We start from the raw sequence: 25,152 nt of genomic DNA on the forward strand, positions 1-25,152 counted from the left end.
AACATGAAAATTTTAATCCGTGCATCAGCACTTTTTCTTTTCGTATTTTTTAGCAATGCAGTTTCTGCACAAACAACCAGGGTTTACACTTTAGCAGATACCTTACGAGGTACACTAACGCCAGAACGTACCTGGTGGGATGTGCAGCGTTACGAACTTGCTGTAAAGCCTGATTATAATGATAAAAGTATAACGGGTTCTAATCAGATTGTGTATAAAGTTGTTGGTTCGAACGATGGCAAAACCCGTATGCAAATCGATTTGCAGGAACCATTAATTATTGATAGCATTTTTTATAATGGTAAATTGAAATTAAAATTTGAACATGTAGGGAGTGTTTGGTATGCTAATGTTCCGGCTCAAAAGCTATCGGCAACAAATAATGTTAATATTTTTTATCATGGAAAAGTTCATCAGGCAAAACGTGCGCCATGGGATGGAGGCTTTATTTTTACGGCCGATTCGCTAGGCCGCCCATGGATGACCGTTGCTTGTCAGGGTTTGGGCGCTTCAATCTGGTATCCGAACAAAGATCATCAGAGCGATGAGCCAAATCTGGGGGCTTCTTTAACCATGACCGTTCCTGATACTTTAGTTGCTGTCGGTAATGGTCGCCTGGTTTTTAAGAAAAACAATAATGATGGAACAGCGACTTATAAGTATAATGTCGTAAACCCGATTAGCAATTATTGTATCATTCCTTACGTTGGAAAATATGTAAACTTTAAAGAGAAATATGCAGGTGAAAAAGGTACACTTGATTTGAATTACTGGGTACTAGACTACAATTTACCAAAGGCTAAAACCTACATGCCGGATCAGGTTCATAAAATGATGAAGAGTTTCGAGTATTGGTTCGGTCCATATCCTTTTTACAAAGATGGCTACCAGCTTATTGATGCTTCGCACACCGGTATGGAACATCAATCAGCGGTGTCATACGGAAATTGGTATAAATTCGGCTACCGTGGAAGAGATATGTCTGGCGATGGGTGGGGCTTGAAATGGGATTTCATTATTATACATGAAAGTGGTCACGAATGGTTTGGAAATAACATAACCAGTAATGATTTGGCTGATATGTGGGTGCATGAGGGTTTTACAAATTACAGCGAAACGCTTTTCGTTGATTATATTTTTGGTAATAAAGCAGGTAATGAATACAATTTCGGAATTAGAAAAGGCATCAGAAATGATAGCCCGATTATTCCGCCTTATGGTGTAAATGCCCAAGGCAGTGGAGACATGTACCCAAAAGCTGGAAATATGCTGCACGCCATTCGCCACGGTCTTAATAATGATAAACTTTTTAGAGCAATTTTGCGTGGATTAAACAAAACTTTTTACCATCAAACCGTAACCACAAAACAGATTGAGGATTATCTTTCCAAGCAAGCCGGATTTAATTACAACAAAGTTTTCGAACAGTATTTACGCACCATTCAAATTCCATCATTTGAATATTACCTCAAAAATGGAAAGGCATTTTATCGTTATACTGATTGTGTTAAGGGTTTTAATTTGCCGCTATTATTAAAAAAGGATGGGGTTAAAACACTTAAAATCATCCCAACTGAAAATTGGCAGGAAGTAAAATTGTCTGCAGGTCAGCAGGAAATGTTTACAAAACGAGCCGTAGAATTTATGTATTATGTACAGGTTAAAAATACAAAATAGTACGAAGTAAATTGGCGTATTTTTAGTATATATCGGTTAAAATCTAACAACACTCAGGTATATAGTTAGGTTAACTTTGAAGTAATAAATAAAATCTGATAATCAAATAAAATTAAAATAATGAATATAAATTGGACTGGTGTTTTTCCTGCTGTTACCACTAAATTTACAGCAAATGATGAATTAGATTTTGAAACTTTTGATATCAATATCGAAGCTCAGCTTGAAGCTGGTGCTCAAGGTATAATTTTAGGTGGTTCACTTGGCGAAGCCAGCGTATTAACTGATGAAGAAAAATTCAGTTTGTTATCACACACATTAACAATTGTAAATGGTAGAGTTCCTGTTCTATTAAATATTGCAGAATCTACTACAAAAAAGGCTATTGAAGTTGCTAAAAAAGCCAAGTCTTTAGGAGCTAACGGATTAATGTTATTACCACCAATGCGTTATAATGCTGCCGCTGATGAAACCTTAGCATTTTTTGGTGCAATTGCTGAAAGCACAGATTTACCGATCATGATTTATAACAATCCGGTAGATTACAAAGTTGAAGTAACGCTAGATATGTTTGAGGTATTAACGAAATACAACAACATCCAGGCAATTAAAGAATCAACCAGAGATGTTTCTAATGTAACTCGTTTAATTAATCGGTTCGGAGATCGATTTAAAATTTTTACAGGTGTAGATCCGCTTGCAATGGAAAGCATTGTAATGGGTGCACATGGCTGGGTTGCCGGTTTGGTTGATGCTTTTCCTAAAGAAACTGTAGCAATTTTTAGGTTAATCAAAGAGAATAGAATTGCCGAAGCTTTAAAAATTTATCGTTGGTTTTTACCGGTTCTTGAATTAGATATTCATCCAAAACTAGTACAATATATTAAACTTGCAGAAGTTGCAACAGGTTTAGGAACCGAAGCAGTTCGTGCACCTCGTTTAGCTATTCAAGGTGCAGAGCGTGAAAAAGTATTAAAAATTATTAATGATGCGTTGGCCAATCGTCCTGAATTACCTGCTGGTAGTTGGGGGAAATAGTTCGAAAAATAAATATGAACGGAAAAAATATTGTTGCAGCAACATTTGTAACTGCAAACGAAAAAAGCTTTAATGCTATAAATCCTTCAACAGGATTAACAATTGAAGGCGAGTTTTTTAAAGCAAACGAAAGTTTAATAAATGAGGCATTAATTTCAGCTACTGAGGCATTTCAGCTTTACAGAAGTATAAATAAGGAATTAAAAGCTTTCTTTTTAAATACGATCGCTGATGAAATTACCGCCATAACAGATAATTTGGTAAAAAGAGCTTCATTAGAAAGTGGTTTGCCTTTGCCTCGTTTACAGGGAGAAGTTGGTCGAACAACCGGGCAATTACGTTTATTCGCAAATTTGATAGCAGAAGGTTCATGGGTTAATGCAATAATTGAAACTGCGCAACCCGAAAGGCAACCTTTGCCGAAATCAGATATTAGAAGAATGATGATTCCCATAGGGCCTGTTGTTGTTTTTGGTGCAAGTAACTTTCCTTTGGCATTTTCTGTAGGTGGTGGTGATACTGCTTCAGCGCTTGCATCTGGTTGTCCTGTTATCGTAAAAGCACATCCTGCACATTACGGAACAAGTGCCTTGGTTGGTGCAGCAATTATTAAAGCTGTTGAAAAAACAGGTATGCCGAAAGGTGTTTTCTCTATGCTTTATGATGACGGTTATGAAATTGGTTCCTCATTGGTTAAACATCCTTTAACAAAAGCAGTGACTTTTACAGGCTCATTTAAAGGTGGTATGGCTTTAATAAAACTTGCCGAACAGAGAGAAAATCCCATTCCTGTTTTTGCCGAAATGGGTAGTATTAATCCGATTATTTTTTTACCACAAGCATTAGAAAATCAAGCCGAAGAACTGGCGAAAAAGTATGCTGCTTCGATAACTTTAGGCGCAGGCCAATTTTGTACAAACCCGGGTTTAATGTTGGCTATTGAGTCTCCGGCACTCGTAACGTTTAAACAAACATTATCTGAAGCAATTACATCAATTCCATCAGCAACAATGCTAACCGCGGGAATCGCCGTTAATTATCATAAACAGGCAGCGGAGATAATAAACGAGGAAGAAATTTCCGTTATTGGTATTTCCAATCTGCGAAATAAAGAACTGGAAAATCAATCTCAGGCATTAGTTGCAGAAATTAGTGCATCAGATTTTATTCGTAATCCAAAATTTAGCGAGGAAGTTTTCGGCCCATATTCGTTATTAGTTATTGCAAAAGATTTAGCTGAACTTGAAGCAGTAATTTCGGTATTGGATGGCCAACTCACTGCAACGCTGATGGCTGAAAAAGAGGAGCTTAAAGATTACAAATCATTAATTAATAAGTTAACTGATAAAACGGGTAGGATAATTTTAAACGGTGTACCAACAGGCGTTGAAGTTTGCACAGCAATGCAACACGGAGGTCCATTTCCTGCCACAAATGATAGCCGTTTTACTTCAGTAGGTTCAACTGCAGTTTATCGTTTTGTTCGTCCGTTAGCTTATCAAGATTGGCAACAGGATTTATTGCCTGATGAACTAAAAGATGGCAATCCTCTAAATATTTTCAGAACTGTTAATCAGAAATTAACCAAAGCAGATGAGTAAAACTTTTTTCTGTGTAGATGCACATACCTGCGGCAATCCTGTAAGATTGGTTGCAGGTGGCGGCCCCCAATTGATTGGTTCGAACATGAGCGAGAAACGCCAGCATTTTTTAAAAGAATTTGATTGGGTTAGAACGGGATTAATGTTTGAACCTCGCGGTCACGATATGATGTCGGGAAGTATTCTTTATCCGCCACACGATCCAAATAATGATATTGCCGTTTTGTTTATCGAAACTAGTGGTTGTTTACCAATGTGCGGTCATGGTACAATAGGTACAATTACCATCGCTATTGAAGAAGGACTTATTCAGCCCAAAATACCAGGTATAATTAGAATGGAAGCACCAGCTGGCTTGGTTCTGATTGAATATAAACAGGAAGGGAAAAAAGTTAAATCTGTTAAATTAAAAAATGTTGCCTCGTATCTGGCTGCAGAAAACCTGCAAGTTGAATGTCCAGATTTGGGCTTACTTACTTTTGATGTTGCTTATGGTGGAAATTTTTATGCCATAGTTGATCCTCAGAAAAATTTTCCTGGATTGGAAAACTATACCGCATCGCAATTGATTACATGGAGCCAAACCATTAGAAAGCGAATTAATGAGCAATACACTTTTGTTCATCCGCTTGATGAAACAATTAATGGCTGTAGCCATATACTTTGGACAGGCAAAACGTTAGATCAAGCTTCTACTGCAAGAAATGCTGTTTTTTATGGTGATAAAGCAATAGATAGATCACCTTGCGGCACAGGAACTTCTGCAAGGATGGCGCAGTGGTATGCAAAAGGAAAACTAAAAATGGGTGAAGATTTTATCCATGAAAGCTTTATTGGTAGCAAGTTCACAGGTCGCGTAGAAGAAGAAGTAGAATTGAAGGGTTATAAAGCGATAATTCCAAGTGTAGAGGGCTGGGCAAAAGTTTTTGGCTACAATACAATAAAAATTGATGCAGAAGACGACCCTTATGCACACGGTTTTCAGGTTATTTAATATGTAAGTGATTTATTAAAAATAAGATTTGTAATTATTTTGAGTCAAATCTTTAACAGCAAAAAAAATGGCGAAGGTTTTAATTATTGGTGGTGGCATTGTGGGCTTAAGCTCGGCTTATTATCTTCATAAAAAAGGATTTCAAGTTACAATACTGGATAAAGGCGAACTGATTGACAATTGTTCTTTCGGAAATGCAGGAATGATAGTACCAAGTCATTTTGTGCCTTTGGCAGCACCCGGAATGATTAGTCAAGGCATTCGCTGGATGTTCAATAGTAAAAGTCCTTTTTATGTTCACCCAAGTTTAAATCTTAACCTTGTAAACTGGGGTTTGAAATTTGTGAAGCATGCTACCAAAAAACATGTCAATGAATCGGCTGAACCACTTCGTGATTTATCTCTACTCAGCAAAAAGCTTTACGAAGATTTAGCAAAAGAGCCGGGTTTTAATTTTGAGTTAACAAGTAACGGAATTCTAGCTTTTTATAAAACACAGAAAGCAGGAGAGGAAGAAGCACATTTAGCTGAACGAGCCGTTGAATTAGGTTTAGAAATGGCTGTTTTAAATGCTGCGGAATGTAAAGCTTTGCAGCCTGAGCTGGAATTGGATATTTTGGGTGCAGTTCATTATCGTTGCGATGCACATCTATATCCTGGAAAGTTGATGCGTGATTTACTTTATTACTTAGAGCAAAATGGTATAAAAATACAACGTGGTAAGGAAGTTGACAAAATTGAATCTGATGGAAATCGAATCACAAAAGTTTTTACAGGAGATGATGTTTGGGAAGCGGATGAGTATGTACTTGCAACGGGTTCCTGGTCTCCTGCTGTCGCAAAAATGATTAACCTTAATATTTCTTTAATGCCTGGTAAAGGTTATTCTTTTATGGAACCTGAACCAAAAAACCGAGTTACGATTCCAGCTCTTTTGTGCGAGGCCAGAGTTGCAATAACACCAATGAGCGGAAGCATCAGGTACGGTGGTACAATGGAGCTTGATAAAATTAACACACGAATAAATATGCAAAGGGTTAAAGGTATTGTTGAAGCTGTTCCGAAATATTTCCCCGATTTAAAACCTGATATGCCTGCTGAAAATAAAATCTGGTATGGTTTCCGTCCTTCTTCACCCGATGGTTTACCTTACATTGGGAGAAGTACAGAAAAGAAAAATTTAATTGTAGCAACCGGACATGGTATGATGGGTTTGAGTTTAGGGCCAGCAACCGGACTGCTAGTAAGTCAAATCATGAGTGAAATCAAAACAGAAATTGGTATAGATTCTTTTAAACTACGTTAATAGTAGGTTGTAATAATTTTGTTGTTTTGTAACAATATAATTGATTGTAAGGCAAGAAATTATCGAATATTAACCATATTTTAACCTTATTTTAGTTTTAATATTGTTTATGGGGTAATTTTAATATATTTAGATTGAAATCCTATAATCATTAAGTTACATGAAAGTATTACCGTTTACGATGCTTGTCTCCGATGACAAAAGCGTTATATCAGAACATATTGAATTTCCATTCTTTTATCAATATCTGCACAGACACGATGAATGGCAAATTACTTTCGTTGAAAGAGGAGAAGGAACATTAATTGCCGGTAATGACATGCATCCATTTAGGTCTGGTGATGTTTTTGTTATTGGCGCAAAATTACCGCATCTTTTCAAAAGTAATCCAGAATACTTTTCTAACGATAAGGAAAAAACAGCTAAGGCTTGTTCGGTTTACTTTAATTCTAATGGTACTTTAAGCGCATTGTTTGGGTTACCTGAAATGAAAATAGCAAGTTCGTTTCTTCAAAAGAATAAGCATGGCTTCAAAATTCCAGAACCTTTTACAAAAGAAATTATTAAAAAAATGTTCGATGTTCATAAAGCATTGGGTTCTGATGTATTGTTCAATTTTCTTAAACTTATTAATAGTTTACACGATTTAAATGATAGTGTGATACCCCTTTGTTCGGATATGTATTCTTCAAATGTATCTGAAAATGAAGGAATGAGGTTGAGTAAAATAATTAACTTTATTACGGAAAATTACAATAGTCAAATTTCTTTGGAAGATGTTGCCAATGCTGCATTTATGACACCACAAGCTTTTTGTAGGTATTTTAAAAAGCATACCGGCCATACTTTTGTGTCTTTCCTAAATGAGGTTAGAATAAATGATGCATGCAAAAGTCTTATTTCAGGAAAAAAAGCTGATTGTATTTCTGGAGTAGCTTATAAAGCAGGTTTTAACAGCATTACTAATTTCAATCGCGTTTTTAAAAGTATTATTGGTCAATCGCCCAGAGCTTATATAGATACTTATAATAATGTTAGTAAGGTGATTTATACAGGAGCTTAGTATGAATTGTTTTTTGTTCATAAAGCATCTCAGCCATAAATAATTTCTCTTTGCTGGATGAAGTATTCTATAAGGTTGTAAATCTTAAAAATAAATCAAAAACCATTAGCAATTATGCTAATGGTTTTGCTATTTAACAATCAAATTTTATTTGTTTTTCATTATTCTTAATTTTTTTTAAATAAAAAGCTTTAAACAGTTCTTATTTAGACTAATTCTTATTAATTTTGGAGTATTAAATCAATACTATCTCAAAATAATCTCATCATTATAAGTAAAAAAATGAATAAACTATTATTAGCTATTGCGTTATTATGGTCGATTTCGGTTCAAGCGCAAAAAAATAGTCTTCTAGAATCATCTTTCTGGCAAGGGAAACCAGATGTAAATACTGTTAAAGCTGAAATTGAAAAAGGAGCAAATCCTGCTCAATTCAATCCATCCAGTTTTGATCCGGTAGTTTTGGCGATTAATGCCGAGGCTCCTAACGAAACTATTAAATTTTTGCTTGCTCAACCTGGAAATGATGTAAATAAATTAACACATGATGGTCGTATTTATCTTCATTGGGCAGCCAGTAGAGGAAATAGCGAAATTGTTGATTATCTAATTTCCAAAGGTTCTGATGTAACGGTTAAAGATAGTCACGGCACAAGCCCACTAATATTTGCAGCATCAGCAGCACAACAAAATACTAAAATATACGATCTCTTTCTTTCGCATGGAGCTAATTTAAAGACTGATTTAAACAGTTACGGCGCAAATGCATTATTAGTGGCGATAGGAAATGATAAAGATTTTAAGCTTACTGATTACTTTGTTGCTAAAGGATTAAGTTTAAATAGTACAGACGCTGAAGGGCATAATGCTTTCGGCTATGCAGCCAGAACGGGAAATATCGAAGTACTAAAAGCACTCATTATTAAAGGTGTTCCAGTGGATAATAGTGCTATTTTAATGGCTGCAGAGGGTTCTCGTAGAGGACCTGCACCAATTGAAGTATTCCAATATTTAGAAAGTCTGAAAATAAAACCTACCATTATTAGTAAAGATGGCAGCAATGTTCTACATGCAATCGTTCGTCGTCCTGGTCAAAATGAATTAATAAAGCATTTCATTGCAGAAGGTGTTGATGTTAATCAAGCAGATGCTGATGGAAATACGGTTTTAATGAATGCGGCAATGTCTAATCGTGATACATCTGTTTATGCAATATTATTACCAAAAGTTAAAAGTATTAATCAAACTAATGCTAAAGGATTAACAGTATTGGCAATAGCTGTAACTAGTAATTCTCCATCGATTGTTAGTTTGCTGATTGAAAATGGGGCAAATTTAAATTCAGTTGATAAAGATGGCAATAACCTTGCTTATTATTTGATTCAGTCCTACGCTCCTGAAGGTGGCCGTCAGGCTCCAGGTTCTCCTAGCAAAGCACAGGATTTTGAACAAAAAATTAAAATTTTGCAAGCTAAGAGTTTCAATATTGCAACACCTCAACAAAACGGAAATACATTATATCATTTGGCTGTAGCAAAAGGAGATATTGCTCTTGTAAAGCGTTTTCAAGATCTTTCAATAGATGTTAATGCGAAAAATAAAGATGGAATTACCGCTTTGCATAAAGCAGCTATGATTTCTAAAGATGATTCAATGCTAAAATATTTGCTGTCAATTGGTGCTAAAAAAGAATCTAAAACAAATTTCGATGAAAGTGCTTTTGATTTGGCGAGTGAAAACGAGTCACTTTCAAAAGCTAATATTTCACTAAGCTTCTTAAAATAAAATAATGAACAATATCTTAAAAATTTCCCTGCTAATATTATCTCTGGCGTTTTTAAAACCAAATCAGGCATCAGCCCAAGCTGCTAAATACAAATGTATGATACAAATGACGAATTATATGGGCGAGGGCGCTTATATTGTTATTTCATTAATTGATGGTAAAGGACAGTATGAAAAGACGCTTTACGTGCTTGGTTCAGATAAAAAATGGTATAATAGCTTAAAAGAGTGGCACAAGTTCAATTCTAAAAAGTCTACAAACATTAGTGCAATTACTGGTGCCTCTTTAACGGGTGGCGATCGTGGCGTATCTGTAATTGAAATTGATAAAGCTAAAATTAACACTGGTTATAAATTGCGTTTCGAGAGTGCAGTTGAGGATCAGAAGTATAATGTTAAAGACCTTGAAATTCCACTAACTACTGAAGCACTTGCTACAAAAAGTGATGGCACAGGATTTATAAGGTATGTACGCTTTAGTCCTAATTAATTTTATTTAGGATAATGACAAATACTTTTTGGAGATACAGCCATTTAGCATTAGCTGTATCTTCTTTTCTTTTTCTTATACTCGCTTCAATTACTGGAACAATTCTTTCACTTGAACCAGTTATTGAAAAGGTAAAACCTTACGCGGCAGATAACCTTGATGAAATAAATCTTGCAGAATCTATTCCTGCACTCCAAAAGAAATACCCAGACATTACCAAAATTTCTGTCGAGAATGGACAGTTCGTTCTAATTGAAGGAACTGATGAAAACGATAATGCTTTAAAAGCATACATTAATCCTAAATCGGGGAAAATGCTTGGCAAACCCGGTAATAAAAATGAATTTTTTCAATGGGTAACTACGCTTCACAGATCATTGTTTTTGCATGAATTAGGTAGAGTTTTTATTGGAGTAACCGCTTTTTTAATGATGCTTATTGCTATTTCTGGCATCATGCTAATCATAAAACGACAGCGTGGAATAAAACGTTTTTTAGCTAAAATCCCTAACGATAAATCAACTCAATATTACCATACTGTAGTCGGCAGATTATCTCTTATTTTTCTTCTGCTAATTGCAGCAAGTGGTACTTTATTATCCTTAAATACATTAGGGATAATAAAATCTTTAAAAATAGGTTTAGATGTAGACTTTGATAAAATTAAATCAGTTCCGGAAAAGAATATAAAAGATTTCGAGGTTTTTAAAAACATTCACTATTCTGACATTAAAACAATAGAATTTCCTTTTTCTGAGGATGTAGAAGATTATTTCATTCTTACACTTAATGATAGGGAAATTGCGGTTAACCAAATAACCGGTGCTATTTTAGCAGAAAGTAAATACCCTTTCTCCGTACTTGTCGCTGATATGAGTATGAAAATACATACCGGAAGAGTAAGTGTAATTTGGGCACTCATTTTAGGGATATCTTCATTAAGTATACTCTTTTTTATTTATTCAGGCTTTGCCATCACTTTAAAAAGGATATCTAAGCGATCGAAGAATAAACATCATAAAGATGATTGTACTTTTATTTTGCTGGTTGGTTCAGAAAATGGCTCAACCCATCGCTACGCTGCATCAGTTCATAAATTACTGTTAAAACTTGGTAAAAAGGCCTATCTAACCTCGATGAATAATTATTCTGTTTTTCCAAATGCAGAACAATTGCTTATTTTTACCTCAACTTATGGAGAAGGTGAAGCACCAGAAAATGCAAATAAATTTATCTCTTTGGTTGAATCAACGCCACAAAAGGAATCTTTAAATTATTCTGTTTTGGGCTTTGGATCAAAATTTTATCCAGATTTTTGTCAATTCGCCTTCAATGTCCATAATTTACTTTCTGCAAAGAGTTGGGCACAGCCATTAATTGATATTCATACAGTTAATGATAGATCTCCGCAAGATTTAATATTGTGGCAAGAATCTTGGTCGCTAAAAACCGATATTCCTTTTAGTAGATTTTCTAGTTCGGTTGATGATGAACAAAAAGCACTAAGTGCATTTACTGTAAAATCTAATCAAGGCTCTGGCGATACTATTCTGGTTAATATAAAAGGTGGTTTAAGGACGAAAGCTAAATCTGGAGATTTATTGTCGATTTATCCTGCTAATGATCACCGAGAACGACTTTATTCTATAGGTGTCGTAGATAAAACTATCCAGCTAAGTGTAAAACTTCATGATAATGGGTTAGGTTCTGGTTTTTTAAATCAGTTAAAAGCAAATGATAAATTTCAGGCCAGAATAGTAAAAAATGAGCACTTTAATTTACCGGCAAAGGCATCAAAAGTTATTATGATTTCTAACGGTACAGGAATTGCACCTTTCTTAGGAATGATTGACGAAAATAAAAGTAAAAAACCATTTCATTTATATTGTGGTTTTAAAAAATCTTCTTCTTTTGAACCATTTACTGAATATTTAAATACTAAGCTCAACCAATCAAAACTTACCAACTTAAATGTTGCCTATTCGAGAGAAGGCAAAAAGCAATATGTTAGCCATTTAATTGAGTTAGATTCAGAGTTAATTGCTGAAGCCTTGCTCAATAAAGCTGTAATCATGATTTGTGGATCGCTCTCAATGCAAAAAGATATTTTGCTAATTTTAGATAAAATCTGCTTAAAGAAAACTGATAAACCTTTGTCTTTTTACCAATCCAGAAATCAGATTCTGATGGATTGTTATTAAAAAGGTCTTCGGATTTTCCTAATTTTTATACATGAAAAATATTTTTCTTATCGTTCTAACTTTATTATCGCTTAATTTAAAATCGCAGGTTTTAAGAAAAAGAACCACTTTGCTGATGGGTGGAAGATTTGATATTACCATTGTTGCAAAGAATAAAGTTACCGCAGAAAAAAATATTGATACCGTAATCGCAGAAATATCAAGAATAGAAAATCTTATCTCCGATTGGAAACCAGAATCACAGGTTTCAAGGGTTAATCAGAACGCAGGAATTAAGCCTGTAAAAGTTGATTTAGAAGTACTTGAATTAACAGAAAGAGCAATTAAATTATCAGAAGCTACAAAGGGTGCTTTCGACATTAGTTTTGCCGCATTGGATAGAATTTGGAAGTTTGATGGATCCATGATAGAAATGCCATCGGCCGAATCCATAAAAAAATCGGTATCACTTGTAGGTTTTTCAAACATTATTTTGGATAAAGAAAAATCAACAATTTTTCTCAAATTAAAGGGAATGAAAATCGGTTTTGGTGCTTTAGGAGAAGGCTATGCAGCAGACAAATGCCGAGAAATGATGCTTGCTAAAGGAATTAAAGCTGGCATTGTTAATGCATCAGGTGATATGAGTACCTGGGGTATACAACCAAATGGTAAAGATTGGATCGTTGGTATAACAAATCCGGTTAAGGAAGATGCTGTTTTAGTAGTTATACCTTTGAAAAATAAAGCAATTGTTACTTCTGGAAGTTACAGGAAATTTGTAGAATTTGATGGCAAAAGGTATTCCCATATCATTAATCCTGCGACAGGATATCCTTCAACAGGACTTATCAGTGTCACTGTATTAGGGCCAAGCGCAGAAATAGCAAATGGTTTAAGCACATCTACTATGGTTTTAGGAATGGAGGCAGGGAAAGAATTTCTGAAAAAATACCCGGCTTACAGTTATTTAATGATTACAGATAGCGGAAATATTGTTTATTCAAACGATCCGATATTTTCTAAAATGCAGCTATCTAAAATATCCCCAAATAATTAAATTACCTAAAATAAGTTTGGCTATTTAGTTTTTGTAAAAAAAATCATCAACTTTTAGACTCTGTTTTTGTTATAAAGGAAATCATTATGACAGGAATTAATCTATCCTCGTTGTACCTTTATCAAAAAGAAATATATGAATACTGAAAGAGCCATACTTGCTGGCGGTTGTTTTTGGGGTGTAGAGGAACTTATTCGCCAAATGCCTGGTATAATATCAACTGTGGTAGGATATACAGGAGGTGACGTTCCAAATGCAACTTATAGAAATCATGGAGCGCATGCAGAAGGAATTGAAATAGTTTTTAATCCTGAAATATTATCTTATCGTTCACTTTTAGAATATTTTTTTCAAATTCACGACCCGACAACTCGAAACAGACAAGGGAATGATGTTGGAACATCTTATCGGTCTGCAATTTTTTATATTGATGAAGCACAACATGCAACTGCTAAAACGCTAATTGCAGATATGGAAGCCTCGGAGAAATGGCCAGGTAAAATTGTAACAGAAGTTGTTCCCGAAACAGATTTTTGGAGTGCAGAAGAAGAACATCAGGATTATTTGCAGAAAAATCCTTATGGATATACTTGTCATTTCGAAAGACCTGACTGGAAAATGAGTTAATTGTAATAAATATTTATGCATATCACGCCGATGAAATTTCATTGGCTTTTTTTTTCTATTGGTAATCCTTTGCTCGTCAATTATTTATTTCTGAAATTTAAAAAACAAATTAAGTGCTGTTTGGTTGTTTACTCAAGTAGTGGGACAGGAAGAGTAAAAAAAATACAAATGAGCAAGAGAATATGTGTGTTGGAAGATAATGATGATATAAGAGAAATTATTAGCTTTATATTAGAAGAAGAGCATTATGAGGTTTCGGTTTATGCTAATGTTAAGGATTTTATCAATAGAGAAAAGAAACCAAAGCCAGATGTTTTCTTGCTCGATGTAATGCTTCCTGATGGGAACGGACTTGATGTTTGCAACTTACTTAAGGCTGATTGTGCTACAAAAGGAATACCGGTAATGATGATGAGTGCCAATTATAAAAAAGTTGATATACAAAAAGCCTGTAAAGCCGAAGATTTTATTCCAAAACCATTTGATATAGCAAATCTTCTATCAAAAATTGGTGTATACGCGAATGCTTAATATAAAACTTACATCCGTTTCTAATAACTGATTTTAATTTTTTAAAAAATTTCTGGAACTAAATAATCTTATAGTTTTATTAAACTATTGTTTCTGTTGAGATAAAAATGTAACAAGCGAAGCTAATTCTTCATAAGACAAAGAGTTAGCAAGTCCCGCAGGCATCATAGAATTTTCCATTTCTTTTCTTAATATTATTTCGCTTGCTTTAATTGTAAATACCTCGCCTACAATGTTTCGTAAAACCACTTTCGCAGCTGTTTCTTCAGTAATAAAGCCCATGTAAGCCTTATCACCTTTTGCTGTAATCATTACCGAGGCAAATCCTTGAGAAATGGATGCATCAGGTTTTAATATAGATTCAGCAATTTGTTCCCGATTCATTATCGAACCAATTTGGCCCATAAAAGGTCCTTTCATTTTTTCTGTTCTGCTTAAACTATGGCAAGTGATACAGCCTTGTTTAGTAAAAATCCCTTTACCCTTCAAGGGGTCGCCTTGCAGTTTTCCGATAGCTAACAAAACATCTTCAATAGATGATTTTCCTACCTGACCTTTTTGATTTTTGATTTTTTCCAAATCAACTTTTGGTTCTTCTATGGCGGCAATCTTTTCTTCTGTAGCTAAAGCAGGAATCTCCATTCTATTTCTTGCGTTCAAATCAACGAAAAACTGTTTCTCCTGAACATTGGATTTTTTCCATTCATCGATTATAAATTTTTCTATGATAGGAGAGGATTCCCAAAAAACAGCTTTAAAATACGGTCCATGAGAATCCGGTCTTGTTCCCCACCACCAAGTTGCATCGTACACATCCTCTTTTTTATAAAGTCTTGATAAAGTTATTAGGATTTGTTTTTTTGTTTTTGCGTCTTTTGATAATACATATTTAGAAATCAATCCGTTAACAGCTTCTTTATTGTGCATATAACGCAAAGCCCAAAGCGCTAAATCAGAATTTTCGGCTCCTACTGCAGCTAAACAAGCGTCTGTAGCTTTGAGGTTTACCAATGCTTGTACAGCCAAATGTGGCAAAATTATAGGGGAATTTGGTTTGGCGTGTGGTCCCTCAGTGTCTTTAACTGGCTCTACAAAAGAGGCAGGAACCTTAGTTTTAAGTAGGGCAGAAACTGCATCGGCTCTTCCAAGACGATTTAGCCCGATAATGCCTGCAGCCTGAACCCTAAGTGAACTATCTTTAAGCGCTGCTAAAAATGATTCAGATGAAACTTGCTCAAAATAACCTTTTCTATCTGCCAACGCTTTTAAAGCAAATTCGCGAATGGTATTATCTTTAGTAAGTTTTGTTAGCTCAGAAATTCCATTTTCTTTTGATAGTTGAGCATAGGTAAAAATTCCAGCTACTCGTGCATACAAAGGCAAGCTTTTATCGGATGCTATTTTTAAAGTGGCAGAAATTGCTTGTTTATTATTGCGGATTAAAAATTCCTGTGAAGCATTTATCCTACCCACTCCGCTATTTGAAACCAACATTGCTGATAATGCTTTAATAGATGCTTTTTTTAGGTTTGGAAAAGCTTTGTAAGTCCAGTTGTTTGGAACAACACGAGCAATATAACCTTTACCAGGACTGCCTGAATAACCTGCACCATCCCAGGCGGAAAGATAAAGTCTGCCAGAGCCATCTACATCCAAATCGGTTATTTGTGGAAGCTTAATAAATTCTTCATCTTTTTGAGTAAAAGTTGGGCCATCTGGCGTAACTCTATGAATGTAAAGCATGCTTCTGCCCCAATCAGCCATCATTGGTACTTTATTGTATTTTTCTGGCCAATTTGGTTCATCCATAAATAATGCACCCGTGCCGGAGCCACCACCTAAATCAACCAATGCAGGAATTATTTCATCAGTAAAATTTTGAAATAATACAGGATATCCATATTCTCCTGTTTGAATATGATGAGAAAAACGAACATTCCAACCACCACCGTCATTGGTGTTTTCGCGGGTAAAAACATTCATGTAAGGATCAATTGCTAAATCGTAAACGTTTCTTGTGCCATGTGTATAAACTTCCATTTCAGTTCCATCTGGTCTTACCCTTAAAATACCACCACCAAGCATAGTTAATTTTTTACCTGATCTGTCTATCGCATCATGAAAACCAAAATCACCTACGGCAATATAAATCCAGCCATCAATACCCATTCTTATACCATTAGTTGCATGGTCTGTTCCACGCTCCCGAATATATTTCGCGTTACTAACGTTTTGTATTAATGGCTTTGAAGGACCATCTGCTTTTCCGTCACCATCTTTATCCTCAAAAAAAACCAAATCCATTCCTGTTGCTTTTCCTGTTTCTTTTGAAAAAGTAGTGTGGAGTACAAATACTTTATCTCCTTGAACAATAATTCCACGAGGATTGTCAACAACAGCAAATTCGGTATGGTTATCCATCTTACCATCATTGTTTTTGTCAATTAGCTTTATAACTCTGCCTTTACCAGCATCTTTCCCTAAAGAACCAATCATGTCTACTCCAACAAATACTTCGCCTGTTGCAGCAACAGCTAAACAAGCTGGACTTGGCGTAATTTCAGGACCTGCAAACTGTGTTATTGTTATTTCTGACGGAGGTACTTTTCCAGACTTTGGTTTACCAATTAAACTTTTTAACCCCAGAAAAATTATAATACAATATGTCAGGCTTAGCGAAAACTTAATCATTTTTTTTAGGTATCTATTTTAGCGTTTTCCGTAAATTTAAAAAAAATATAAATTATTTTATGCCACATTATTGTTCCATTTAATCCATATTTAGTTTAGATAGTTAATATAAGCATTGAACTTAATTTAAATTACACTGTTGATTAAACAAGTGTAAAATTCATCTTTACTTTACGCTTCCATTTTTCTATCATTATCATCTATAAATTAAATTGAAAATTATGAAAATTGCTACTTATAATGTAAATGGTGTTAATGGTAGGCTACCTGTGCTATTGCGTTGGCTTGAAGAAACTAAACCAGATGTAGCTTGTTTGCAGGAACTTAAGGCTCCAGATGAAAAATTCCCATTGGCAGCAATTCAGGCTTTAGGTTACAATGCAATTTGGCATGGGCAAAAAAGTTGGAACGGTGTAGCCATACTTGCTAAAAATAGAGATATAAAAGAGTTAAGAAGAGGATTGCCTGATGATGATGAAGATTTGCAAAGCAGATATTTAGAGGCTATGGTTGATGATGTTGTTATCGGTTGTTTATACTTGCCGAATGGAAATCCTGCTCCCGGACCAAAATTAGATTATAAACTTAATTGGTTTGATAGATTGACTGCTCATGCCGAAAAACTTTTAGCATATAATTTGCCTGTTGTACTTTGTGGTGATTACAATGTAATACCAACAGAGTTAGATGTTTATAAACCTGAAAGGTGGGTTGATGATGCTTTGTTTCGTCCCGAAGTTAGAACGGCTTTTCATAATTTAATTGATCAGGGCTGGACAGATGCAATTCGTAAGCTTTACCCTGACGAAAGAATTTATACATTTTGGGATTACTTTAGAAATGCTTATGGAAGAGATGCTGGACTTAGAATAGATCATTTTTTGCTAAGTCCGCTACTAGAAATCAGGCTTCAAGCCGCTGGTGTTGATCGCAATGTTAGGGGTTGGGAAAAAACAAGCGATCATGGTCCTGTATGGATTGAGATTAAATAGGTTACCAGTACTGTAAAATTTCTGTATTCTATCTGTTACAGCTGGTTGAGGCGTAAAATAAATTACTAATTTAAGGCATCAAATCTAAAACCTTATGGACACCTTAAAAGACGAAAAGAAAATTACGGCTTTCCTAAATAAAATTAAGACGGAGTGGCCGGGTAAAATCGAAAGATTTGAATTTAAAACGACAACAGTTATTTATGTGCATTTAAAGGAAGGTATTTCTAGTATTGATTTTTTAGGTTCACTTTCTAGAAAAGTTGAGCGTTTTGTAGACTTTACAATACCAATAATTTTATATCATATTGAAAGTGATGGAATGAATCTTCGTTCTCATCCAATTAACTGGTATTCATCATTTAGTAAATAGAAATTAGTTACTGAAATTTATCTACAAAATGTATGTGAAAAGAGATAGTTATGAGGTTCCCTATGGGTGTTAAAATATAATTTAACGTGCATATATATTTAAATTTTTGAACAGTATATAATAAACCAAATTTCGAGAATTAAAAATGCAGGATAAATAATTACCCTGCATTTAACAAACAATTAACAAATGCATATTTACAAAAATTAATTAATGTAATACTAAGTAAATTTACTCATACATGGAAAGTAATTTAAATTCTAATTAGGAGTAAATTAAAAATGCAGCAATAAATTTTGCTATTTTATTTTTATCATTTTAACGCAAACTACCTTTCAGGTTTCTTAGCAATGTATTTTTTTGGAAATTTTGAAGGCTTAGGTGCTTCTTCTACTGATATTTTTATGGTAAGTGTGTTGCCTTTAAATGATTCTCCGTTTAGAAATGAAATTACTTTTTGAGCATCATCGACTTTCAATGTTTCCACAAAAGCATAACCCTTACATTTATGAGTAACTCTGTCTCTAACAACTTTAATTGTTTCGATATTGCAATAAAGGCCAATTAGCATTGCCAAGTCCATTTCACTTACGTCGGGCCTAAGCCCGCCGACAAAGAGCTTCGTCATTATTAGGGTTTCTTTTCAGGTATTAAAATAGTGCAAGTTAATTTATTTGAACAGATAAATCAAGCTACTATGTCAAATCAATTAATTATTTCGTTAAACAGACGATTTACATACCAATTAGCTTAAAAAAACAAAAATTTCAGTTGAATTTTTCTTTTTAATTTTTCTCGCATGCTAACTTCTCATAAAAATTCCTTTTAAAATTTCCATAGTTTGCTAAATATATTTTATTGTATTATACCCTAAACGTTTCGTGCGTTTAAACCTTAAATTAATCCTTAAAATCTCATTTTCTTAAAACTGCTGTTAGTAGTAGTTTTTTACCAAGTAAGTTCACCATCTCTACTAGAAAATTTCCCTGTCGGTCCATCATTGTCTATTGTTGCATATTTTATAATTACTGCAACTCCTTGCTCTACTTTTTGTGTTCCTTGATAATTATTGAGATTGGTTGATGTATAGCCTGGTTCAACACAATTTATTTTGAAATTTGTGTTTAAAAATTCTTTTGCTAGCATTACAGTAAAAGCATTCAAGGCAGTTTTAGAGCAACTATATGCTGCATAAATTGCAAAGTCAGTTGAACTGCTATGATAGGTTAGAGAAGCTAATCCGCTCGAAACATTTATAATTCGTGGCTCGTTTGATTTTTTTAATAAGTCAATAAACTGCTGTGTCGTTTGCACTGCTCCAAAAAAATTAGTTTCAAATACTTTTCGCAAATTACCAATGTCACCTGTGGACATGTTTTGTGGTTGTTCCCCTGCAATACCTGCATTATTGACTAATAGGTCTAATTTTTCTGTTTTAGTTTCCAATACATGTTTTGCTGATTTTATCGAACTGATTTTAGTTACATCTATCTCAATAAATTCAACATTATTAAATCCTAATTCATTCAATTTTTCTATTGCTGAATTCCCTTTTGATTTACTACGGGATCCAATGTAAACGTAATAGCCAAGTTCGGCTAATTGTTTGGCTGTTTCAAAGCCAAGTCCTTGATTTGCACCTGTAATTAAGGCTGTTTTTTTTGCTATATTCATCTTTATATTATCTTACACAAAGGTAGAATGTAACTTATCAAAGGAAATGGTGATGTATCCTGTTTAAATGGTGATGTTTCCTGTTTTTGATTTTCTATAATGAGAAGGTGTTATACTTGTAAAATGTTTAAAGAATTTAGTGAAATTAGAAGGGTCATAATCTAATGTTCTTGCAATTTCATTGATTGGCTTGGTTGAATTTTCAAGCATCTCTTTTGAAATTTCTACCAATTTATTCTCATAAATTTCACATGGCGATTTGCCAAATACCTCGCTTACCGTGTCACTCATATGATTCGGAACAATAAATAATAGTTCTGCAATTTCATTAAGTTCAAGTGATTTTTCAACTTGACCCGTTTTTAGTTCTGTAAGGTGTTTGTCAAGTACAGACAAAAACTGATTGGCAATGTCAATTTTTCTTTTTGAGATGTTTTTTTCTTTGTAATCCATTGTTTTATTAAATTCGTTATGCTTTCTTAAAATTACTACCAACTTAATTATTGTCTAATATAATAATGAATATCTATTTAATATGATTTGATTTTAGTCTGTATAATAATTATCGAAACAGAATTATAATTGATTGATTAAAAGTTAATAAAGTCTAAATCGTACATTAAAACTTTAAAAGGGATCGGTTGTTGTATTTGATTATTTAATATTTATAATCTTAAAATAAGAAGTATGAAACTTTACAAATCAATCCCAATAATGTTGCTGTCAATTATACTGATTTCAGGTTGTGTTAGCAATAAAAAATATACCGAATTGCAATCAACATTTGATAAGTTGCGTGAAAGAAATCAAGAACTTAGTAACAAATATCAAGACAGCCAAAGAGAATTAACAGGGGCAACAAGCAGGGTGAAAAGTCTTGAAGAGCAAATTGCTTCAGAAAAAGCTAATACAGCAGCCTTGCAAGATGCATTGAATAAATGTTTAAGCTCTAGTAATCAGGGAAATGTTAATATTTCGAAATTAGTTGATGAAATTAATAGTTCTAACAAATACATTAAACAGTTAATAAACGCAAAAAACAAAAGCGATTCGCTTAATATGGTGTTAACCAATAACCTAACTCGTTCACTTAGTAAAGAAGAATTGGGTGATGTTGATGTTCAGGTACTTAAAGGTGTAGTATATATTTCATTGGCTGATAATATGCTTTATAAATCAGGAAGTTATGAAGTATCTGATAAAGCTGGAGAAACCTTGAGTAAAATCGCGAAAATTATTAAAGATTATGATACTTATGATGTGTTAATTGAAGGCAATACAGATAATGTACCTATAGCGCAAACCAATATTAGAAATAATTGGGATTTAAGTGCTTTAAGAGCATCTTCAGTAGTACAGGTATTACAAACAAAATATGCGGTTGACCCTAAAAGATTAACTGCAGGTGGTAGAGGTGAATTTAATCCTGTTGCCGATAATAGTACGCCTGCTGGTAAAACTAAAAACAGACGTACGCAAATTATTATCACACCGAAATTAGATCAATTTATGGAACTAATTGGTAAGGCTCCTGAGCCAACAACAGCACCAAAACAATAGTCTCAAATAAATATAATTATTAAAGCCCTGACATTGTTGGGGCTTTATTTGTTTAAGCCTCTAGGCTCGAAGTTAAAATAATTGATACATAGAAAAATCTAAAATATTTTAAAATATATTTGATTGAAAATTATCTGATGAATAAATCTAGCCTGGTAAACATTTTTTTAAAAATGAATTTTTTTTTATTTTCGGTAATATTAATTGCCCCATTCTTTACTAAAGCGCAAACCGTAACTGTTGACGGATACTTTAATCAGGAGTCAAAAAAGGATAAATCAGGAAATTTAGTAAGGTTTCACTACACATGGGATGATATTGAAAGTTCAGGATTTTCTAAATTTGGTGAAGCTTTTAAAGTAAACGGTGCTAAAAATTTAAAAAGGTTAGATGAAGCTCCAACTGCTATAAATTTAAAAGAGACAAACGTTTACATCATTGTTGATCCTGATAATTTAAAAGATAATCCTAAACCGAATTATATTAACGATAATGATGCAAAAGAAATCGCTAATTGGGTTTATAAAGGAGGTGTACTTTTTATTATGGCCAATGATAGTGCAAATACAGATTTACATCATTTAAATATATTGGGCTCAAAATTTGGATTTAAATTTAATAGAGATATAACTCTTCATGTAGTTGACGATGAGCACTTTGCTAATGGTGGTTTAAGTACAGCGTCAGCTAAATTCTTATTCAAAACGTCAAAAAAAGTTTTTTTAAAGGATGCTTGTTCAATTTCTATTGAAAAACCAGGCAAAGCTATTTTGAAAGATAAAAATGGGGCTAATGTACTTGTTTCTTCAAAATACGGCAAAGGTATAGTTTTAGCGGTAGGCGACCCTTGGCTTTACAATGAGTATGTTAATGGTAGACTTCCGAAGGAGTACGAGAACGATAAAGCAATGAATGATATTGCTGCGTGGTTAATTGCTAAAACCAAAAAAAAATAGTTGTTTAATTTTAAAGAACATATAAAAAACACTGTGCTTTTGCTTCAAAAGAAAATAATAATAAGCTAAACTCTCTTTAAGTTTATACTTAATCTATATAATAATACAATGTAAAGTATTATTACATAGTATTATTTAGTAAGCTTAGTGTAGTTATCCATCATTTATTAGAAAAAATTTAAAGTATTCACTATTTTAATTTATTGCTAATCAATATTTTGAGTAATGTCAATAAAAATAAACGTGTATTTTTAATGATTTAACACTTAACAATTATCTTTTTTTAAAAATATATATATATTTGTTCTTACCCTTTCGAGGGTATGTTTTTCATAGGTAGATGTAGGGTCGAATACTTGTATTCGGCCCTTTTTTGATTCGTCTATTTTTAAACCCCTAATTTGCTTTTATAATGAATAGAAAAAAAGTAATTATCGCCATAACTGGTGCAAGCGGATCAGTTTATGCAAAGGTTATTCTTGATCAGTTAATGAAACTTGAAAATCAAATAGAAGCCGTTGGTATTGTAATGAGTGATAATGCCAAAGAAGTCTGGCAGTTCGAATTAGGAAATCAAAATTATAATGATTACAATTTTACTTTTTATAATAAAAATGATTTCAATGCACCATTTGCTTCAGGTTCTGCAAAATATGATACAATGATAATTATTCCTTGTTCAATGGGTACTTTAGGAAGAATAGCGCATGGTATATCTAATGACTTAATATCTAGGGCTGCAGATGTAGTTTTAAAAGAACGCAGAAAGTTGATTGCTGTGGTTAGAGACACACCTTTCAGTCTGATTCATATAAATAATATGAAGGCAATTACCGAGGCTGGTGGAATCATTTGCCCCGCGAATCCTTCATTTTATAGCTTACCAAAATCGATAGAAGAAGTTGCTGGGACAGTTATTAGCCGCGTTTTGGATTTGGCAGGTTTTGAGCAAGAAAGTTATCGATGGCAAGAAAAGTAAGTTATCAATTACGGTTTTCAGTCTGTAATTTGCAGTTAACTAAAAATTGACAAACCACCAACTGAGTGGGAACTGAAAATTGCCAACTGAAAGCTAATTTTGCTATCTTTGCGTGCTAAATGAAAAAGGTCGCATTTTACACATTAGGTTGTAAATTAAATTTCTCTGAAACATCAACAATTGGTAGGTTATTTACCGATGCCGGTTATGCTGTAGTCGAATTTCAGGATGCAGCTGATGTTTATGTTATTAATACTTGCTCGGTAACAGATCACGCCGATAAAAAATGTCGGAAAGTTGTTAAGGAAGCTTTAAAGCACTCTCCAAATGCATATATTACAATTGTAGGTTGTTATGCGCAATTAAAACCACAGGAAATTGCCGAAATAGAAGGTGTTGATATGGTTTTAGGTGCTGCAGAAAAGTTTAGAATAGTTGAATATATTTCTGATTTAACTAAAAATCCTAAAGCAATTGTTCATCAGCAAAGTATAGAAAAGGTAAATCATAATTTCATTGCATCTTATTCAATAGGTGATAGGACTCGCACATTTTTAAAAGTTCAAGATGGTTGCGATTATCCTTGTACTTATTGTACAATTCCATTGGCTCGTGGTGCAAGCCGTAGCGATACCATTGAAAACGTTGTTAATCGTGCTAAAATGATTGCCGAAAGCGGTGTAAAAGAAATCGTTTTAACTGGTGTGAATCTAGGTGATTTTGGAATACGTAACGGAGAACGCGAAGATAAGTTTTTTGATTTAGTTAAAGCTTTAGATGAAGTTGAAGGAATAGAAAGAATTCGTATTTCATCAATCGAACCAAATTTACTTAGCAACGAAATTATTGCATTTGTATCAACCTCAAAACGTTTCGTTCCACATTTTCATATTCCTCTACAATCAGGTTCTGATAAGATTTTAGGATTAATGCGCCGCCGTTATCGTAGAGAATTATATGTAGAAAGGGTTGCGAAAATAAAGGAAGTAATGCCAAATTGCTGTATCGGTGTGGATGTTATTGTTGGTTTTCCCGGAGAAACAAAAGAAGATTTCTTGGATACATATCAATTTTTAAATCAACTTGATATTTCTTATTTGCATGTATTTACTTATTCAGAAAGAGAACTAACAGCGGCTGCAGAAATGAAAGGTGTTGTTGCCGGTAGCGAAAGAAATGAACGCAGCAAAATGCTTCATATTTTATCTGATAAAAAACGAAGAGCTTTTTACCAATCTCAAATTGGCACGGAAGGTGAAGTGCTTTTTGAATCTGATCAAAAAATGGGTTACATGCATGGTTTTACTAAAAACTATGTTAAGGTACGTGCTAAATACGATCCAGTAATGGTTAATGAACTTAAAGCAGTAAAGCTTTTAGAGATGACGGCTGAAGGTGAGGTTGAAGTTGCTGAACTGGAAACCACTTATGCTCATTAATAATAGCATATAGAAATTATCGAACATCAAAATTTGTCATTTAGCTTGAGTCTTTCAGCTTTTACCTTAACTCTGGCTTATACCTTTTAGTCTTTCAGCTTCAAGCTTTCTTTACTATCTTCGCATCAAAATATTT

22 protein-coding genes are annotated in these 25,152 nt (G+C 33.8%); 18 read left to right on the plus strand and 4 right to left on the minus strand.

Annotated features, from left to right (window positions below; translation table 11 throughout):
- Positions 1–3 precede the first annotated feature (3 nt).
- From IEV50_RS09085 to IEV50_RS09140, 12 genes are all read left to right on the plus strand, one after another.
- Positions 4–1,677, plus strand: coding sequence for a M1 family metallopeptidase (locus IEV50_RS09085; protein ID WP_188413281.1), 1,674 nt, complete (start codon positions 4–6; stop codon positions 1,675–1,677).
- Positions 1,678–1,797: 120 nt separating this feature from the next.
- The gene (locus tag IEV50_RS09090) at positions 1,798–2,715 is read left to right on the plus strand and encodes a dihydrodipicolinate synthase family protein (protein WP_188413283.1); all 918 of its coding nucleotides are present in this window, start codon (positions 1,798–1,800) and stop codon (positions 2,713–2,715) included.
- 14 nt (positions 2,716–2,729) lie between these two features.
- Complete coding sequence (locus tag IEV50_RS09095) at positions 2,730–4,316, plus strand: aldehyde dehydrogenase (NADP(+)) (RefSeq protein ID WP_188413285.1); 1,587 nt, start codon at positions 2,730–2,732, stop codon at positions 4,314–4,316.
- Positions 4,309–5,310, plus strand: coding sequence for a 4-hydroxyproline epimerase (locus IEV50_RS09100; RefSeq protein WP_188413287.1), 1,002 nt, complete (start codon positions 4,309–4,311; stop codon positions 5,308–5,310). The genes IEV50_RS09095 and IEV50_RS09100 overlap by 8 nt, the downstream gene beginning before the upstream one ends.
- 67 nt (positions 5,311–5,377) lie before the next feature.
- Positions 5,378–6,616: an NAD(P)/FAD-dependent oxidoreductase gene (locus tag IEV50_RS09105; RefSeq protein WP_188413290.1), complete on the plus strand. Its 1,239-nt coding sequence runs from the start codon at positions 5,378–5,380 to the stop codon at positions 6,614–6,616.
- A 160-nt stretch (positions 6,617–6,776) separates the two neighbouring features.
- Positions 6,777–7,679 (plus strand): AraC family transcriptional regulator, encoded by a 903-nt coding sequence (locus IEV50_RS09110; protein WP_188413292.1) that lies wholly within the window; start codon positions 6,777–6,779, stop codon positions 7,677–7,679.
- A gap of 282 nt (positions 7,680–7,961) precedes the next feature.
- Entirely contained in the window at positions 7,962–9,464 is a 1,503-nt protein-coding gene (locus IEV50_RS09115) for an ankyrin repeat domain-containing protein (protein WP_188413294.1), read from the plus strand.
- A gap of 4 nt (positions 9,465–9,468) precedes the next feature.
- Positions 9,469–9,954 carry a DUF2271 domain-containing protein gene (locus IEV50_RS09120; protein ID WP_188413296.1) on the plus strand — a complete coding sequence of 162 codons (486 nt, stop codon included), beginning with the start codon at positions 9,469–9,471 and terminating at the stop codon, positions 9,952–9,954.
- Positions 9,955–9,968: 14 nt separating this feature from the next.
- Positions 9,969–12,155 carry a PepSY domain-containing protein gene (locus IEV50_RS09125; RefSeq protein WP_188413298.1) on the plus strand — a complete coding sequence of 729 codons (2,187 nt, stop codon included), beginning with the start codon at positions 9,969–9,971 and terminating at the stop codon, positions 12,153–12,155.
- A 31-nt stretch (positions 12,156–12,186) separates the two neighbouring features.
- Positions 12,187–13,194 (plus strand): FAD:protein FMN transferase, encoded by a 1,008-nt coding sequence (locus tag IEV50_RS09130; RefSeq protein WP_229746683.1) that lies wholly within the window; start codon positions 12,187–12,189, stop codon positions 13,192–13,194.
- 135 nt (positions 13,195–13,329) lie between these two features.
- A complete protein-coding gene (gene msrA, locus IEV50_RS09135) occupies positions 13,330–13,821 on the plus strand; it encodes a peptide-methionine (S)-S-oxide reductase MsrA (protein ID WP_188413300.1) in 492 nt (163 codons plus the stop codon).
- A gap of 168 nt (positions 13,822–13,989) precedes the next feature.
- Positions 13,990–14,352 (plus strand): response regulator transcription factor, encoded by a 363-nt coding sequence (locus tag IEV50_RS09140; protein WP_188413302.1) that lies wholly within the window; start codon positions 13,990–13,992, stop codon positions 14,350–14,352.
- Positions 14,353–14,436: 84 nt separating this feature from the next.
- Here the strand turns inward: IEV50_RS09140 and IEV50_RS09145 are convergent, their stop codons facing one another.
- Positions 14,437–17,043 (minus strand): DUF7133 domain-containing protein, encoded by a 2,607-nt coding sequence (locus IEV50_RS09145; protein ID WP_188413304.1) that lies wholly within the window; start codon positions 17,041–17,043, stop codon positions 14,437–14,439.
- Positions 17,044–17,264: 221 nt separating this feature from the next.
- Here IEV50_RS09145 and xth point away from each other — a divergent pair, with 221 nt between their 5' ends.
- Positions 17,265–18,035 carry an exodeoxyribonuclease III gene (gene xth, locus IEV50_RS09150; protein WP_188413306.1) on the plus strand — a complete coding sequence of 257 codons (771 nt, stop codon included), beginning with the start codon at positions 17,265–17,267 and terminating at the stop codon, positions 18,033–18,035.
- Positions 18,036–18,129: 94 nt separating this feature from the next.
- Positions 18,130–18,408 carry a hypothetical protein gene (locus IEV50_RS09155; protein WP_188413308.1) on the plus strand — a complete coding sequence of 93 codons (279 nt, stop codon included), beginning with the start codon at positions 18,130–18,132 and terminating at the stop codon, positions 18,406–18,408.
- 328 nt (positions 18,409–18,736) lie between these two features.
- Here IEV50_RS09155 and IEV50_RS09160 read toward each other — a convergent pair whose 3' ends face one another.
- From IEV50_RS09160 to IEV50_RS09170, 3 genes are all read right to left on the minus strand, one after another.
- Positions 18,737–19,036, minus strand: coding sequence for an RNA recognition motif domain-containing protein (locus tag IEV50_RS09160; RefSeq protein ID WP_188413310.1), 300 nt, complete (start codon positions 19,034–19,036; stop codon positions 18,737–18,739).
- A 320-nt stretch (positions 19,037–19,356) separates the two neighbouring features.
- Entirely contained in the window at positions 19,357–20,082 is a 726-nt protein-coding gene (locus IEV50_RS09165) for an SDR family NAD(P)-dependent oxidoreductase (protein WP_188413318.1), read from the minus strand.
- 63 nt (positions 20,083–20,145) lie between these two features.
- On the minus strand, positions 20,146–20,535 hold the full coding sequence (locus IEV50_RS09170) for a helix-turn-helix domain-containing protein (RefSeq protein ID WP_188413320.1): 390 nt from the start codon (positions 20,533–20,535) through the stop codon (positions 20,146–20,148).
- Positions 20,536–20,769: 234 nt separating this feature from the next.
- Here IEV50_RS09170 and IEV50_RS09175 point away from each other — a divergent pair, with 234 nt between their 5' ends.
- From IEV50_RS09175 to mtaB, 4 genes are all read left to right on the plus strand, one after another.
- Positions 20,770–21,642 (plus strand): OmpA family protein, encoded by an 873-nt coding sequence (locus IEV50_RS09175; RefSeq protein ID WP_188413322.1) that lies wholly within the window; start codon positions 20,770–20,772, stop codon positions 21,640–21,642.
- A gap of 119 nt (positions 21,643–21,761) precedes the next feature.
- Entirely contained in the window at positions 21,762–22,598 is an 837-nt protein-coding gene (locus IEV50_RS09180) for a hypothetical protein (protein ID WP_188413324.1), read from the plus strand.
- 412 nt (positions 22,599–23,010) lie between these two features.
- Positions 23,011–23,577, plus strand: coding sequence for a UbiX family flavin prenyltransferase (locus IEV50_RS09185; protein WP_188413333.1), 567 nt, complete (start codon positions 23,011–23,013; stop codon positions 23,575–23,577).
- 119 nt (positions 23,578–23,696) lie between these two features.
- Positions 23,697–25,016 (plus strand): tRNA (N(6)-L-threonylcarbamoyladenosine(37)-C(2))-methylthiotransferase MtaB, encoded by a 1,320-nt coding sequence (mtaB, locus tag IEV50_RS09190; protein ID WP_188413338.1) that lies wholly within the window; start codon positions 23,697–23,699, stop codon positions 25,014–25,016.
- Positions 25,017–25,152: the final 136 nt, after the last annotated feature.

The organism is Pedobacter mendelii (assembly GCF_014635725.1).
GTDB classification, from domain to species: Bacteria; Bacteroidota; Bacteroidia; order Sphingobacteriales; family Sphingobacteriaceae; genus Pedobacter; species Pedobacter mendelii.

Coding starts and splice junctions, on each gene's coding strand:
- IEV50_RS09085 (WP_188413281.1), top strand. CDS start 4: ATGAAAATTTTAATCCGTGCATCAGCACTTTTTCTTTTCGTATTTTTT.
- IEV50_RS09090 (WP_188413283.1), top strand. CDS start 1,798: ATGAATATAAATTGGACTGGTGTTTTTCCTGCTGTTACCACTAAATTT.
- IEV50_RS09095 (WP_188413285.1), top strand. CDS start 2,730: ATGAACGGAAAAAATATTGTTGCAGCAACATTTGTAACTGCAAACGAA.
- IEV50_RS09100 (WP_188413287.1), top strand. CDS start 4,309: ATGAGTAAAACTTTTTTCTGTGTAGATGCACATACCTGCGGCAATCCT.
- IEV50_RS09105 (WP_188413290.1), top strand. CDS start 5,378: ATGGCGAAGGTTTTAATTATTGGTGGTGGCATTGTGGGCTTAAGCTCG.
- IEV50_RS09110 (WP_188413292.1), top strand. CDS start 6,777: ATGAAAGTATTACCGTTTACGATGCTTGTCTCCGATGACAAAAGCGTT.
- IEV50_RS09115 (WP_188413294.1), top strand. CDS start 7,962: ATGAATAAACTATTATTAGCTATTGCGTTATTATGGTCGATTTCGGTT.
- IEV50_RS09120 (WP_188413296.1), top strand. CDS start 9,469: ATGAACAATATCTTAAAAATTTCCCTGCTAATATTATCTCTGGCGTTT.
- IEV50_RS09125 (WP_188413298.1), top strand. CDS start 9,969: ATGACAAATACTTTTTGGAGATACAGCCATTTAGCATTAGCTGTATCT.
- IEV50_RS09130 (WP_229746683.1), top strand. CDS start 12,187: ATGAAAAATATTTTTCTTATCGTTCTAACTTTATTATCGCTTAATTTA.
- msrA (WP_188413300.1), top strand. CDS start 13,330: ATGAATACTGAAAGAGCCATACTTGCTGGCGGTTGTTTTTGGGGTGTA.
- IEV50_RS09140 (WP_188413302.1), top strand. CDS start 13,990: ATGAGCAAGAGAATATGTGTGTTGGAAGATAATGATGATATAAGAGAA.
- IEV50_RS09145 (WP_188413304.1), bottom strand. CDS start 17,043: ATGATTAAGTTTTCGCTAAGCCTGACATATTGTATTATAATTTTTCTG.
- xth (WP_188413306.1), top strand. CDS start 17,265: ATGAAAATTGCTACTTATAATGTAAATGGTGTTAATGGTAGGCTACCT.
- IEV50_RS09155 (WP_188413308.1), top strand. CDS start 18,130: ATGGACACCTTAAAAGACGAAAAGAAAATTACGGCTTTCCTAAATAAA.
- IEV50_RS09160 (WP_188413310.1), bottom strand. CDS start 19,036: ATGACGAAGCTCTTTGTCGGCGGGCTTAGGCCCGACGTAAGTGAAATG.
- IEV50_RS09165 (WP_188413318.1), bottom strand. CDS start 20,082: ATGAATATAGCAAAAAAAACAGCCTTAATTACAGGTGCAAATCAAGGA.
- IEV50_RS09170 (WP_188413320.1), bottom strand. CDS start 20,535: ATGGATTACAAAGAAAAAAACATCTCAAAAAGAAAAATTGACATTGCC.
- IEV50_RS09175 (WP_188413322.1), top strand. CDS start 20,770: ATGAAACTTTACAAATCAATCCCAATAATGTTGCTGTCAATTATACTG.
- IEV50_RS09185 (WP_188413333.1), top strand. CDS start 23,011: ATGAATAGAAAAAAAGTAATTATCGCCATAACTGGTGCAAGCGGATCA.
- mtaB (WP_188413338.1), top strand. CDS start 23,697: ATGAAAAAGGTCGCATTTTACACATTAGGTTGTAAATTAAATTTCTCT.